Below are 13197 nucleotides of genomic sequence, written 5' to 3' on the forward strand. Positions count from 1 at the left end.
CTACAGAAAAAAAATTGTTTAACCTAAAATAATCTTTTTTATCTAACAACAACAAATATACTTTTAGGAAAAAAAATTAATATCAATTTGCTTTTAAATACCAATAAAGCATAATATTAATATTCCTAAAATTTTTTGTTGTTAAAAAACTTATAACATTGGAATTTAGATTAATTGATCACCTGGCGTTTAGAAATTAACATCTGCTGCCAAATTTATAGATACAAAATTTCGATTAATCTATTAGCAAAGATTATGCAGAATATTTTTCGAAAGCTGTTCGCCTTATGCGGACAAGATTCAAAATATTTATCGGTTGTTTTTAGCTAAAACTTTATAGAAAAAACCACTTTTTTTATTATTTTTTTAATTCTACTAGCAGGTAATGATTTTTTGAAATAAACCCTTATTTTATGCGGGTTTACAGCTTGTTAAATCATTATTTTTGATTGTGTTTCTTCTATATTAAATAGTAATGGAGGTTTTATGGATAATAAAGACGTAATTAAAGGACATATTAAGGATCTGTCACTTAGAACTTACAATAATGAATATATTACTCATACTAACTTTTTGGGATTATCTGAAATGTCAGATGCTTTAGAAGCAATAAGACTTGGTGGCGGAAACACCGAAGTTAAGAGTTTCAATGGTGTAAATTATTGTATTTATGGAGGATGCGAAAATACAGAACGAAATATTTTATTCTTCCTCCCTTGTTATATTAATGAAGAAACATTCATGGAAAGTAGTGAATACTCTGGAGAGATTATTTCCTGTATTGAAGTAAGTGCAATTAATGACAAATTTGCGGATACACTTACTCACAGAGATTATCTCGGAGCGTTGATGAATATGGGAATAGAGCGAGATATTATTGGTGATATAATTGTAAACTCTAGTGATCATAAAGCATATATTTTTGTTATGAAGAGTATGGCACAAACAATAGTTTCAGAGCTCATTAGAATAAAACATACTTCGGTAAAATGCGATTTAGTTCCAAATAACAAATGTAATTTTAGTGTTAATTTCAAAGAAGTTGAAGGATCTGTTGCTAGTACAAGACTAGATGCAGTAATAGCATTTGTTTATCATCTTTCAAGAAACGAAGTCAAAGAATTAATATCTAAAGAACTGGTATTTGTTGAGGGAAAGGCAGCTTTTAGTGGCGGGTATACATTAAAAGAAATGAGCCGGGTTTCTGTAAGAGGATACGGAAAGTTTAAGTTTGTAAAAAGCCAGGGACAAACTAGAAAAGGCAGGATTATCATAAGTGTTCAGATATACCAATAAAAATGTCCGCCATGAGAAGACATAATTAAAATATAAATGTCCGTATATCACGGACTAGGTTCCGAAAACATGATAGCATTTCAAATACTAAGATATCGAAAAAACGTTATTTATTTTCTGAATCGGATTTTTAATAATTAACGCTTTTTCGATATCTTCTTTTTAACGATAATTTTGAAAAACTATTGCAACTAACCTTGAGTAAATCTGTTTTAATAAATGTAAACCATATAGGAATCAGGAATACTTTTCTGGTGATACTCTTCTAAAATCCAAACTAAAGGTTATAGCAGGCAATAATTTCCTATCAGGAACATCTAAAGATAAGGTTTACAATTCCTTTATTCAAAAAATCCATAAAAATTTTTATTTTTATTATTAATGTAGGTTTAAATTTTTTAACTGGAAACTTTAAAAAATTTTATAGTTCCTATTGACTTTTTTGGAAACTATCTCTAGTATTTGAAATAGATTGTTTAGTTCAAAATGTTTAACATACAAAACGACATTTGGTAGTTTTCAAAACTACATCGCGTAATTTGCGCGGTAATATGCATGATTTAAATTTGTGCGTTAAACGAAATAAAGCAAATAATTCAAATTGTAGGAGGAAACTAAAAATGAATTTCGAAGAAGTTAAGAACATTATTGTTGACACACTTGGATGCGATGCAGATAAGGTTACCGCAGAGGCTTCTCTTACAGAAGATCTTGAAGCTGATTCTCTTGATCTTGTAGAACTTCACATGGCTTTAGAAGATGCTATCGGAACAAAAATTCCTGATGAAGAAATTGCAAAGCTTGAGACAGTTGGTAAGGTTGTTGAATATCTTAAGGCTCACAAAGAAGCTGCTAAGGCATAAGACTAATTACTTGGGGCGAATGATAGTTTAGTTTTTACTTCTGTCTTGGATGTTTTTAAGGCGGATTTAGTATCAAAAATAATCTATTTCGCCCCAAAATTTTTTGGAGGAATCAAAAAATGAGTTCATTACAGGATAAATTATTCATCAGCTGTCCTTCCTGTAAACGCAGACAGCTGATTACACGGTGGCAGAAAACTTTATATGTATGCCCAGTGTGTGGACACTATCTGCCTATGGGAGCAGCATCCCGTATGAAGGCAGTTTTTGATATTGGAACTATTCATGAATTAGATTCGAATATGTCTCCAGCTGATCCTATTGAATTTGAAGGATATACGGACAAAGTTGAAAGACAGCAGAAAAAGACCGGTCTTAAAGAGGCAAGCGTAACTGCATATGGTAAGATTGGCGGAATGAATGCGGTTGTTGCTGTATTGGACAGTCATTTCTTTATGGGGTCAATGTCAAGTGTTGTCGGTGAAAAAGTTACAAGAGCAATTGAATTTGCAACTAAGAAAAAATATCCTTTGATTATTTTTTCCGCAAGCGGCGGTGCCAGAATGCAGGAAGGTATTTATTCCCTTATGCAAATGGCAAAAACTTCTGATGCAATTGAGGAATTTTCACGTCAGGGTGGGCTGTTTATCAGTTATCTTACACACCCGACTACAGGCGGTGTTACTGCTTCATTTGCTTCTCTTGGAGATATAACACTTGCAGAGCCAAATGCCATGATTGGATTTGCAGGCCCAAGAGTTATAGAGCAGACAATTGGAAAAAAACTTCCTAAAGGTTTTCAAAGAGCAGAATATCTTGAATCACATGGTTTCGTAGATAAAATCGTACCAAGAGATGAGATGCGAGACACACTCATTGATCTGTTAAAGCTCCATTGTCAAGAAAAGGAGAAAAGAGGTCTTTCTATTATACAGGGAGCTCTTTCTTAAAGAGGAGGGATGATAATGAATAAATCTTTAACACCAGCTAATCGTGTAGCTATTGAACGTGAGATGAACAGACCTCATATTGAGGATTTTATAGCTAATCTTTTTTCGGATTTTTTTGAACAAAAAGGCGATCATTTATATGATGAAGATCGTAGTATTTATGGAGGAATTGCCAGATTTCATGGTATTCCTGTAACAGTCCTTGGACATCATAAAGGACATTCAATTGCCCAGAATCTTGAGGACAATTTTGGTATGCCTTGTCCGGAAGGCTATCGCAAAGCACTTAGAATTATGGAACAGGCAGATAAATTCCATAGACCTATCATTACATTTGTGGACACTCCAGGTGCTTATCCTGGACAAGAGGCAGAAGAACATGGTCAGGGCGAGGCTATTGCCAGAAATCTTGCGGCTATGAGCCATTTCTCAGTGCCTATTATAACTATTGTAACAGGCGAAGGTAATAGCGGCGGAGCACTTGCAATAAGTGTAGCCAACAGAATAATAATGCTTGAAAACGCAGTTTATTCAGTTCTTTCCCCAGAAGGATTTGCTTCTATTCTTTGGAAAGATTCAAGTAGAGCTGATGAAGCTTGTGACGTTATGAAGATGACTGCAATGGATTTGAAAGAAGCTGGTGTCTGTGATGTTATCATCGACGAACCAGAAGGAGGCATGCAGAAAAATCCACAAGAAGTTTATAATCTTCTCGATGCTGAAATTGAGAGACTTCTTAAAGATTACTCATCAATGAGTCCTTCTGAAATTGTGGAAGATCGTCACAACAAGTTTAGAAATATAGGTATGGTTAACGAACCAAAGAGTATTTTCTTTGGAAAAAGAAAAAAGGCTTAATCTAATATCAAATAAAAAAGAAAAATCGAGGTATGCATGAAAGGCTTGCAAATTATATCGGTTGGTGCTGCTCATCCTTCAAAAGTTGTTACTAATGATGATTTATCAAAAATCGTTGAAACAAGTGATGAATGGATAAGCAGCAGGACCGGAATTCATTCGAGATTTTTTTGTGGGGATGGAGAAAGCTGTGTATCGATGGCGATTGAATCATCGAAAGCAGCCCTTGAGCGATCCGGATTGGAAAAAGAGAAAATAGGTTGTGTGATAGTAGCTACTATTTCGGGAGATTATGCGACTCCAAGTGTTGCATGTATGGTACAAAGAGCGCTGGCATTAAGAGAAGATATTCCTGTTCTTGATGTTAATGCAGCATGCAGCGGATTTATATATGCACTTAGCGTTTGTCAGGGGTTATTAGAAGCAAATGGCGAAAAATATGGTCTTGTAGTTGGTATGGAACAACTCTCACGCCTTTTAAATATGGAGGATCGAAGTACTTGTGTACTTTTTGGAGATGGCGGAGGAAGTGTCATCGTAGAACAATCAGAAAATGCAGTATTTAAAAGTGTCTTAGGTGCAAAAGGCGGAGAAGAAATTCTTTGTGGAGGAGCTGGAACAAAAGACCAAACCATAAAAATGGATGGTGGAGCTGTTTTTAAATTTGCGGTTACTGCTCTCCCATATTGTATGAAAAAACTTTTTTCTTTTGAAAAAGAAGATGGAAAAAACTATTCCATAGATGATATAAGTCAGGTTATTTGTCATCAGGCAAATTCTAGGATTATCGATCACTGTGTTAAAAAATTAAAAGCAAATCCGGATAAATTCTACAAAAATATGGATCATTTTGGAAATACTTCTGCTGGTTCTATCCCTCTTGCAATTGAAGAATTATGGAGAATGGGTAGATTAGATGAGAATTGTAAACTTATGCTTATCGGTTTTGGAAGTGGTCTTACATGGGGCGGATGCATTATTTCTTTTAATGCAAAAAGACCTTAAAAACGCTTACCGGTGCCAAATGATTTCTTTTTGTATAAAAGAACTAAGGAGACAATATGAAATATCTAAATGAGATTTTGGGAACAAAATATCCCATCATACAGGGTGCTATGGCGAATATTGCGACAGGAGAATTTGCTGCTGCCTGTTCAAATGCAGGAGGACTTGGAATTATAGCTTGTGGTGGCATGACACCAGACATTTTAAGAGAGGAGATAAAAAAGTGCAGAAAGCTTACAGATAAGCCATTTGGCGTAAATATTATGTTAATGCATCCGGCAGCAGATGATTTTGCAAGAATCGTCTGTGAAGAAAAGATTCCTTTCATTACAACAGGAGCAGGAAATCCTGGAAAATATATGGATAGTTTCAAAAAAGCAGGAATATTTGTTATGCCTGTTGTTGCAGCTCCTATCCTTGCAAAACATCTTGAAGACTGTGGAGCAGATGCTATTATTGCGGAAGGATGCGAATCCGGAGGACATATTGGAGAAATGACTACAATGACTCTTCTTCCTCAGGTTTGTGATGCTGTAAATGTTCCTGTTATTGCAGCTGGTGGAATTGCAGATAACAGACAGATGCGAGCTGTTCTTGAACTCGGAGCTATTGGTGTTCAGGTTGGAACATGTCTTCTAGGCTCTCTAGAATGCCCTATACACGAAAATTATAAAAAAGCAATAATTCGTTCAAAAGGAAGCGATACAATCGTTACAGGACGAATTGGAGGCACTCCAGTACGTGTTTTGAAAAACCAAATGGCAAGAGAATATGTTGCAAGAGAAAAAGAAGGTGCAACACTCGAAGAACTTGAAAAATATACACTTGGTTCTCTTAGAAGAGCCGTTTTTGATGGTGATACAAAGACTGGTTCACTTATGGCTGGTCAGACCTGTGGTCAGGTCAAAGAGCTTAGACCTTGCGAAGAAATCTTTGCATCTCTTTGCAAAGGAATTGATTTTTCTAAAGAAAATGATTCTAAAATTACCGCATAAACAGGAGGTTTATATATGTTAACAGCTTTTTTATATGCAGGACAGGGTGCTCAGCATGCAGGAATGGGAAAAGATTTATATGAAAAGTTCCCAGCATTTGCAAGTGTATTTGATAGTGCAAAGCTTGATTTTGATATTCATGAGATGGCTTTTGAAGATCCTGAAAATAAGCTTATTAAAACAGAATATACACAGCCTTGCATGGTAGCATTTGCAGCAGGCGTCACTGCTATTCTTCGTGAAAATCACATTGAACCTGACTATGTTGCAGGTCTTTCACTTGGTGAGTATTCAGCACTTGAGTCTGCAAGTGTTCTTACAGCAAAAGAAGCCATTGAACTTGCAGCTTTCAGAGGAAAAGAAATGGCCAAGGCATCCTGCGGTATAGAGTGTGGGATGAGTGCAGTTCTAAATCTTGATGAAGAAAAACTTAGTGAATGTTGCAACAAAGCAAGTCTTGAGACAAAGCAAAAAGTTATGATATGTAATTTAAACTGCCCTGGACAGCTTGTAATAGGTGGTCAGAAGAAGGCTGTTGATAGAGCAGGCGAACTTGCAAGAGAATGCGGAGCAAAGAGAGTTCTTCCACTTGCGGTGAGTGGTCCGTTTCATACAAGTTTCATGGAACCAGCCGGAAATGCACTTAAGAAGAAATTTAAAGAGATAAATTTCAAGAAACCTCAAACAAAGGTACTCTACGATTTCCTTGGAGATGAGAATAAGAGCGGATTTTCAATCGAAGATCTTCTGGTAGATCAGGTACAAAATCCTGTAAGAATGGAATCTATTATAAGAAAACTATTCGATCTTGGTGTAAGAGAATTTATTGAAGTAGGTCCAGGTCATGCTCTCTCTGGTTTTGTTAAGAGAACGGCAAAAGCCATGAATATTGATGATTTTACTATTGTAAGTCTTGAAACTGCGGAAGAAATTGAAAACTTTTTGAATGAAAAAAAATCATTACAGGAAGAAAAAATTTCATAAAGTTCGAAATGGAGTGATGGCAATTATGGAAGAAAACAATGAAAAAGTTTTAAGAACTGCTGTTATAACAGGTGCAAGCAGAGGAATTGGACGTGCTATTGCTATAAAGCTTGCTAAAAGCGGTATTAATGTTGTAATAGGATATGCCGGAAATAGTGAAAAAGCTTTAGAAACCAGTAATCTTTGTATTGAAGAAGCAAGAAAAAATGGTTTTGAAATTGAAACTTTAACCTGTCAGGCTGATATTTCAACACAGGAAGGTGCCTCAGAGCTTATAAATGCTTCACTTGATAAGTTTGGAAGAATAGATATTCTTGTAAATAATGCAGGAAGAACAATGGATAATCTTCTTCTTAGAATGGATGAGGAGCATTTTGATAAAGTAATTGATACCAACCTTAAAGGAGCATTTTTGTGTTGCCAGCTTGTGGCACGTACTATGATGAAGCAGCGTTTTGGAAGAATCATTAACATTTCAAGTGTTGTAGGACTTCATGGAAATGCAGGTCAGGCTAATTACGCAGCAAGTAAAGCTGGACTTATAGGACTTACAAAATCTATTGCAAAAGAGCTTGGTGCAAAAGGAATTACATGTAATGCAGTTGCACCAGGATTTATCAATACAGATATGACTAAAGTAATGACAGAAGATGCCAAAAAGGGGCTTATGTCAACTATTCCAATGAAAAGGGCAGGTGAAGGAAGTGATATTGCTAATGCAGTAGCTTTTCTTGCCAGTGAAGAAAGCTCATATATAACAGGTCAGGTTCTTGGTGTTGATGGCGGAATGGGATGTTAAAAGAGGTATTTTTTTATGGAAAAAAGAAGAGTTGTTGTAACTGGACTTGGAACTGTTAACCCTACAGGAAACAGCGTAGAAGAAAGCTGGAGTGCTATTAAGAAAGGTGTGTGCGGTATAGGTCCAATTACAAAGTTTGATACAACGGATTTTAAAGTAAAACTTGCAGGTGAAATCAAAAACTTTGAAGTTGATAAAAGATTAAATAAACGTGAAGCTCGCCGTATGGCACCATTTACGCAGTATGCGCTGTATGCTGCAGAAGAAGCTATTTGGGATAGCGGTCTACTCCCCTCTTCTCAGACAAAGGAAGATGGCAAAGAGGCGATGCCTTATGAAATTAGAATAGATGATGAAAATTTAGCTGATAAGTTTGGCGTAATTGTTTCAAGTGGTATAGGCGGAATTGGTATTATCGAGCAGGAACATGACAGAGGAAAAGAAAAGGGATTTGAAAGAGTAAGCCCTTTCTTTATTCCTATGTCTATTACAAATATGGCAGCAGGTAGAATTGCTATTTCTCATGGACTAAAAGGAATATGTACTTGTCCTGTTACAGCATGTGCTGGTGGAAGTAATGCAATTGGTGATGCTTTCCACAGAATCAGGGATGGATATGAAGATGTATGCCTTTGCGGAGGAAGTGAAGGTTCTATTACACCTCTTTCTATAGGTGGTTTTTCATCCATGACAGCCCTTAGCTTTTCCGAAGATCCAAAAAGAGCAAGTATCCCGTTTGATCTGGAACGTTCAGGATTTGTAATGGGTGAAGGTTCAGGAATGCTGGTACTTGAAGAATTAGAACATGCAAAAAAACGCGGTGCAAAAATCTACGCAGAAATTGTGGGTTATGGAGCAAACTGCGATGCTTATCATATTACTGCTCCGGATCCGGAAGGAAATGGTGCTAAAAAATGCATCGAACTTGCATTAAAAGATGCAGGAGCATCTAAAGAAGAAGTTAGTTATATCAATGCCCATGGTACTTCTACTCATCTTAATGATGCAGGAGAAACAAAAGCCATAAAGAAGGTATTCGGAGATTATGCCTATAAGATTCCTGTATCTAGCACAAAATCAATGACAGGACATCTTCTTGGAGGTGCTGGCGGAGTTGAAGCTGTATTTTGTGTGAAGGCACTTGAAGAAGGCTTTATTCCAGCAACTATCGGATATGAGAAAAAAGACCCTGAATGTGATCTTGATATAGTTCCAAACGAAGGAAGAAACAAAGATCTTGAAGTTGTACTTAGCAATTCGCTGGGATTTGGAGGACATAATGCATGTCTTGCATTTAGAAAGTACAAAGACTAATTATTGAGAGGTATTACGGATGATAGAGGAAAGAGAACAAAAAAGACATTTAAATGCATCTGAAATTGCTGAAATACTTCCTCACCGCTACCCTTTTGCACTTGTTGATGTAATTGAAGATTATGAACCTGGTGCATGGGCTATCGGAAAAAAATGTGTTTCAATAAACGAACCATTTTTTCAGGGACATTTTCCAGGAAGACCTATAATGCCTGGAGTTTTATTATTAGAGGCACTTGCCCAGACAGGAGCTGTAGCTTTATTGTCACTTCCTGAAAATAAGGGTAAAATTGCACTTTTTGGTGGTGTAAATAAAGCAAGATTTAAAAAACAGGTTGTTCCGGGAGATGTAGTTACATTAAGTTGTGAACTAATAAGAATGGAAAAAGGAATAGGCTATGCAGATGCTAAAGCCACAGTTGATGGAAAACTTGCTGTAAGAGCTGAACTTATGTTTGCTGTATGAAAAATCCACAATTTATTTTTTATGAAAAATAAACTTTTTTATAGAAGTTTCGTTATTGTTTCGCTATTCTGCGGACTATAGGACGTTGTGCAACATTTTTAGTTTTTTTGGAAAAATTTAGATTTAAAGCTTTAAATGTTCAAAAAATCTCTTATTTGTTGTATACTATCCATATCAATCATGCAATATTACTATTATTTTGGATAATTTCAGGGTAATAGTAAAATATATAATGATACAACGGAATGGACGAACTTTTCGTTCGAGCCAAAGGAGGAAAGCGTGGCAGCGAATTTCAGCAAATCATTATCTGAAATTTATAACAAATTTCGAATTCATTTTTACATGCAGGTTTTCTCAAATTTTGAGAGCCGTGAGGCAACTCTTACAACAGTAGAAACTTTTAGCATGGAATGCATTATGGCACTGGATAATCCTACTATTGCCGAGTTTGCACGTATGATGAATATTTCTGCACCTAATGCAGCATACCGTGTAAACAGCTTATTGCAGAAAGGTTATGTAGAGAAGATTCAGTCAAAAATTGATCAGAGAGAATATCATCTCCGTCCTACAAAGAAATATCTTGCATATAATGCAGTAAATCACGATTACCTTAAGGTAATTGATGAGCGATGCAAGGAGCGTTTCTCTGAGGAAGAGTATAAGAAACTTCAGGATATGCTTGAGATAATCAATAAAGAACTTATGCCTGAACTTAATCTTGAAAGATTCAAAAAACAGCCTAAAAAGTGATTTTTTGCTGGACATATTGACACCTTGTTGCTTTAGTCAGTAGCAAGGTGTTTTTTTATTATTTTTATTTTTTGATATAATGTAAAAAAGATCTTATTTTTTATAAAAGGTCTATATATCACATAGTATAAAAATAAAATGGAGGTTTATATGTGGTTATTTTTTACTTTGGCAACAACTTGCTGTTGGGGACTTGCTGAACTTTTTTATAAAAAGGGAGCTCGTCCAGATGAGAAATATGCTCATCTAAAAATTTGTGTAGCAGTAGGTTTTATCATGGGAATACATGCTGCCTACACGATATTTATCCAAAATATTGGATATGATTTTTCAAATCTGATTCATTATTTTCCGGTTTCGCTTTGCTATATTGTATCAATGGCATTCTCGTTCTTTGGAATGAGATTTATTGAAGAGTCTATCTCAGATCCTATAGAGAATACTTCAGGAGCTATTTGTGCACTTCTTGCCGTTGTTATTCTCGGAAAGAAAATTGCTCCTTTTTCAGTAGTTGCTATAATAATAATTGTAATAGGAATTCTGGGAGTTGGATTTCTTGATAATACAGGTTCAACAGACAGAAAAAAGAAAATCGGTAAAAAGATGGCAATAATAGCCTTTGCAATGCCTTTCTGCTATGCTTGTATTGATGCCGTTGGATCATTTCTGGATATTTACTATCTTGATATAGAAAAAAGTCCTCTTGTGAATGTTACTGAGGATACAATTGAACTTGCAGCTAATACTTCCTATGAGCTGACATTTTTTGCATGCGCGGTTATTCTCCTTGTGTTTATGAAGTTTAGAGGTGTTAATTATGAGATAACTACTCAAAAAGATAAGCTTTTGGCAGCTGTATGTGAAACTGCAGGTCAGTTTACTTATGTATTTGCTATGAGCGGAAATGGTGCAATTGCTGCTCCTATCATATCTTCAACTTGCGTAGTATCAATGATTTTGTCCAGGATATTCCTCAAAGAAAAGCTTACAAGAAAGCAATATATCTTCCTTTTCATGGTAATTGCAGGTATTCTTTTGCTTGCGACGATTGAGGGAGATTAATTATTAGAGTAATTAAATATATTTAGGAGATTTTTATGTCAGAGGAGAGTTTTTTTGAAAAAAACAGTAATAAAGCTAATGAAGATAAGGAAAAAGTTAAGTTTGTTACTGGTTATACTAACTCTCCTCTTTCATTTGGTGGAAGAAGGAGAAATGAACAGCTTCCAGAAAAGTTGCAGCAGATGAAAGCTATATACAATGTTTTTGACAGGCGCCTTAATTCAGAGAGCTACTACTTCTATAGACAGGGGAAGTTTATGGAAGACTATGAAGAAAACTTTGAGTTCAAGGGAGTTTTTAATAGATTTTTTCCTACTTATCACATAATGACAAATGACCAGCTACGAGGGTATTTTGATTTTAGAACAAAGATTAGAAAATGTATTAATGAGGATGGAGATATACTATCTTTTGTTGGCATAAATGTATCGTATTTGTACGTATATATTTACGAAATACTGAATAACATTGGAATTAAAGATCCGGAAAAGGGTCTTGAGATATTAAAGATTATTAGAAATAAATGCAGTAAAAATGCTGGTATTTTTGAAAATATATCTAAATGGATTGTCGATTATATTATTTATTATGATATTCCTTTTGGAAAAAACGAGGAATTCTTTATAGATGATAGTAAAACATCAGGAAGCAATCTTGGATTTTTGTATGATTTTGACAAGATGATATGTGAAGACAAAAAGAGATTTGATTTTTTATCTTTTGAAGAGAAAAAAGAATTATCAGAAAAGCTTTTTAACGCTATAAACAGCGTATCTAATTATAAATTTACGTCTTCTGCCTTTTATAAGAAGAATACAGAAGATGTTTTTATGGGAGTTTTGTATTGTTATACAGAACTATCCTTATTTTTTAAAGAACATGGATTTGATTCTTTTTTTAAGAAAATATTTGGAGAAATACAGAACTATCCTTATAGGATGTTTTATAAAGCAGTATTTTATGATCATTTGAAAAGAAAAGATTATGTGTATGAGATTTCAAGTACCTGCAGATTTTTTTGTAGTGATGAAGTCTGGTACAAGTACTCTTTTGAAATAAATAATAAAAGTGTTAAAACCTGTTCAGAGATTCTTAGAGAAATTGATAGAATCATGAGGAAAAAGTTTAAATTCGGAAAGTCTTTAGCACCAAAATTTGAAAACATGACACTTTCCGGAGTTATTGATAGTGCTATTGATAAATTTATTACTGATAAGAAAAAGGCAATGATGCCTAAGATTGAGATTGATATGTCTAAGCTTCAGGCAATAAGAGATGATTCAGTTCATACACGTGATAAGCTTATAGTAGATGTTGATGAATATGAGGATTTTAGTAATTCTAGTGATCAAACATTGGATACAGGCAATGGACATATACAAGTAAATACAATTGAAGAGGATATAAATAACAAGGTAAATAAAGAATTAGACAAAAAATTAAAAAAAGAAACAAATCCAGAAACGTATGTGAATTTTGAGCAAATAAGTACAAAACCAGGTGAGGGTAAAATATTTAGCCAAAATGAAAATACTAAAAACTATCAATTAGACCTTTCAGATGATGGACTAACAATCCTAAAATTGCTGTTAGAAGGAACAGATGTAAAAAAATATGCATTAGAAAATCATCTTATGCTCTCAATTGTTATTTCTAAAATAAATGAGGCTTTCTATGACGAAATAGGTGATGTGATAATCGAATTTGATGGTGACAATCCTATACTAATCGAAGATTATATAGGAGATGTGAAAGAGATAATTGGGGAATAAAAGTTTTAGACAAAGTGTAGTTACTGTTTTGAAACAGTAAGAAACATTCAGATATAAGAAAAAGATAATTGGGGAAT

The 13197-nt window shown here is 34.7% G+C and carries 13 protein-coding genes; all 13 read left to right on the forward strand.

Going from position 1 to position 13197, the window contains the following annotated elements:
• Positions 1–486: 486 nt before the first annotated feature.
• The 13 genes from G634_RS0112130 to G634_RS0112190 all read left to right on the forward strand — a co-directional run bounded on the left by G634_RS0112130 (position 487) and on the right by G634_RS0112190 (position 13120).
• A complete protein-coding gene (locus G634_RS0112130; protein ID WP_026505508.1) occupies positions 487–1296 on the forward strand; it encodes a YlmH/Sll1252 family protein in 810 nt (269 codons plus the stop codon).
• Positions 1297–1916: 620 nt separating this feature from the next.
• Positions 1917–2159 carry an acyl carrier protein gene (gene acpP / locus G634_RS0112135; protein WP_026505509.1) on the forward strand — a complete coding sequence of 81 codons (243 nt, stop codon included), beginning with the start codon at positions 1917–1919 and terminating at the stop codon, positions 2157–2159.
• Between the two features lie 119 nt (positions 2160–2278).
• Positions 2279–3109, forward strand: a complete 831-nt coding sequence (gene accD / locus G634_RS19090) for an acetyl-CoA carboxylase, carboxyltransferase subunit beta (protein WP_081676606.1) — start codon at positions 2279–2281, stop codon at positions 3107–3109.
• A 15-nt stretch (positions 3110–3124) separates the two neighbouring features.
• A complete protein-coding gene (locus G634_RS19095) occupies positions 3125–3967 on the forward strand; it encodes an acetyl-CoA carboxylase carboxyltransferase subunit alpha (protein ID WP_051233933.1) in 843 nt (280 codons plus the stop codon).
• Between the two features lie 36 nt (positions 3968–4003).
• Positions 4004–4972: a beta-ketoacyl-ACP synthase III gene (locus G634_RS0112150; RefSeq protein ID WP_026505510.1), complete on the forward strand. Its 969-nt coding sequence runs from the start codon at positions 4004–4006 to the stop codon at positions 4970–4972.
• 56 nt (positions 4973–5028) lie between these two features.
• Positions 5029–5967, forward strand: coding sequence for a nitronate monooxygenase (locus tag G634_RS0112155; protein ID WP_026505511.1), 939 nt, complete (start codon positions 5029–5031; stop codon positions 5965–5967).
• A 15-nt stretch (positions 5968–5982) separates the two neighbouring features.
• Positions 5983–6951: an ACP S-malonyltransferase gene (fabD, locus tag G634_RS0112160; RefSeq protein WP_026505512.1), complete on the forward strand. Its 969-nt coding sequence runs from the start codon at positions 5983–5985 to the stop codon at positions 6949–6951.
• A gap of 25 nt (positions 6952–6976) precedes the next feature.
• On the forward strand, positions 6977–7750 hold the full coding sequence (gene fabG, locus G634_RS0112165; RefSeq protein ID WP_026505513.1) for a 3-oxoacyl-[acyl-carrier-protein] reductase: 774 nt from the start codon (positions 6977–6979) through the stop codon (positions 7748–7750).
• A gap of 15 nt (positions 7751–7765) precedes the next feature.
• Positions 7766–9064: a beta-ketoacyl-ACP synthase II gene (gene fabF / locus G634_RS0112170; protein ID WP_026505514.1), complete on the forward strand. Its 1299-nt coding sequence runs from the start codon at positions 7766–7768 to the stop codon at positions 9062–9064.
• A 19-nt stretch (positions 9065–9083) separates the two neighbouring features.
• On the forward strand, positions 9084–9530 hold the full coding sequence (fabZ, locus tag G634_RS0112175) for a 3-hydroxyacyl-ACP dehydratase FabZ (protein WP_026505515.1): 447 nt from the start codon (positions 9084–9086) through the stop codon (positions 9528–9530).
• A gap of 282 nt (positions 9531–9812) precedes the next feature.
• The gene (locus G634_RS0112180) at positions 9813–10286 is read left to right on the forward strand and encodes a MarR family winged helix-turn-helix transcriptional regulator (RefSeq protein ID WP_026505516.1); all 474 of its coding nucleotides are present in this window, start codon (positions 9813–9815) and stop codon (positions 10284–10286) included.
• A 150-nt stretch (positions 10287–10436) separates the two neighbouring features.
• A complete protein-coding gene (locus tag G634_RS0112185; protein ID WP_026505517.1) occupies positions 10437–11348 on the forward strand; it encodes a DMT family transporter in 912 nt (303 codons plus the stop codon).
• Positions 11349–11383: 35 nt separating this feature from the next.
• Positions 11384–13120: a TerB N-terminal domain-containing protein gene (locus tag G634_RS0112190; RefSeq protein WP_026505518.1), complete on the forward strand. Its 1737-nt coding sequence runs from the start codon at positions 11384–11386 to the stop codon at positions 13118–13120.
• Positions 13121–13197 lie beyond the last annotated feature (77 nt).

Source organism: Butyrivibrio sp. NC3005, assembly GCF_000424545.1.
Classification (GTDB): Bacteria; Bacillota; Clostridia; order Lachnospirales; family Lachnospiraceae; genus Butyrivibrio.

What these genes read in the sequence shown, in the direction of transcription:
- G634_RS0112150 (WP_026505510.1), top strand. Translation starts at nt 4,004, where the DNA reads ATGAAAGGCTTGCAAATTATATCGGTTGGTGCTGCTCATCCTTCAAAA.
- G634_RS0112130 (WP_026505508.1), top strand. Translation starts at nt 487, where the DNA reads ATGGATAATAAAGACGTAATTAAAGGACATATTAAGGATCTGTCACTT.
- G634_RS19095 (WP_051233933.1), top strand. Translation starts at nt 3,125, where the DNA reads ATGAATAAATCTTTAACACCAGCTAATCGTGTAGCTATTGAACGTGAG.
- accD (WP_081676606.1), top strand. Translation starts at nt 2,279, where the DNA reads ATGAGTTCATTACAGGATAAATTATTCATCAGCTGTCCTTCCTGTAAA.
- G634_RS0112155 (WP_026505511.1), top strand. Translation starts at nt 5,029, where the DNA reads ATGAAATATCTAAATGAGATTTTGGGAACAAAATATCCCATCATACAG.
- fabD (WP_026505512.1), top strand. Translation starts at nt 5,983, where the DNA reads ATGTTAACAGCTTTTTTATATGCAGGACAGGGTGCTCAGCATGCAGGA.
- fabF (WP_026505514.1), top strand. Translation starts at nt 7,766, where the DNA reads ATGGAAAAAAGAAGAGTTGTTGTAACTGGACTTGGAACTGTTAACCCT.
- acpP (WP_026505509.1), top strand. Translation starts at nt 1,917, where the DNA reads ATGAATTTCGAAGAAGTTAAGAACATTATTGTTGACACACTTGGATGC.
- G634_RS0112190 (WP_026505518.1), top strand. Translation starts at nt 11,384, where the DNA reads ATGTCAGAGGAGAGTTTTTTTGAAAAAAACAGTAATAAAGCTAATGAA.
- G634_RS0112185 (WP_026505517.1), top strand. Translation starts at nt 10,437, where the DNA reads ATGTGGTTATTTTTTACTTTGGCAACAACTTGCTGTTGGGGACTTGCT.
- fabG (WP_026505513.1), top strand. Translation starts at nt 6,977, where the DNA reads ATGGAAGAAAACAATGAAAAAGTTTTAAGAACTGCTGTTATAACAGGT.
- fabZ (WP_026505515.1), top strand. Translation starts at nt 9,084, where the DNA reads ATGATAGAGGAAAGAGAACAAAAAAGACATTTAAATGCATCTGAAATT.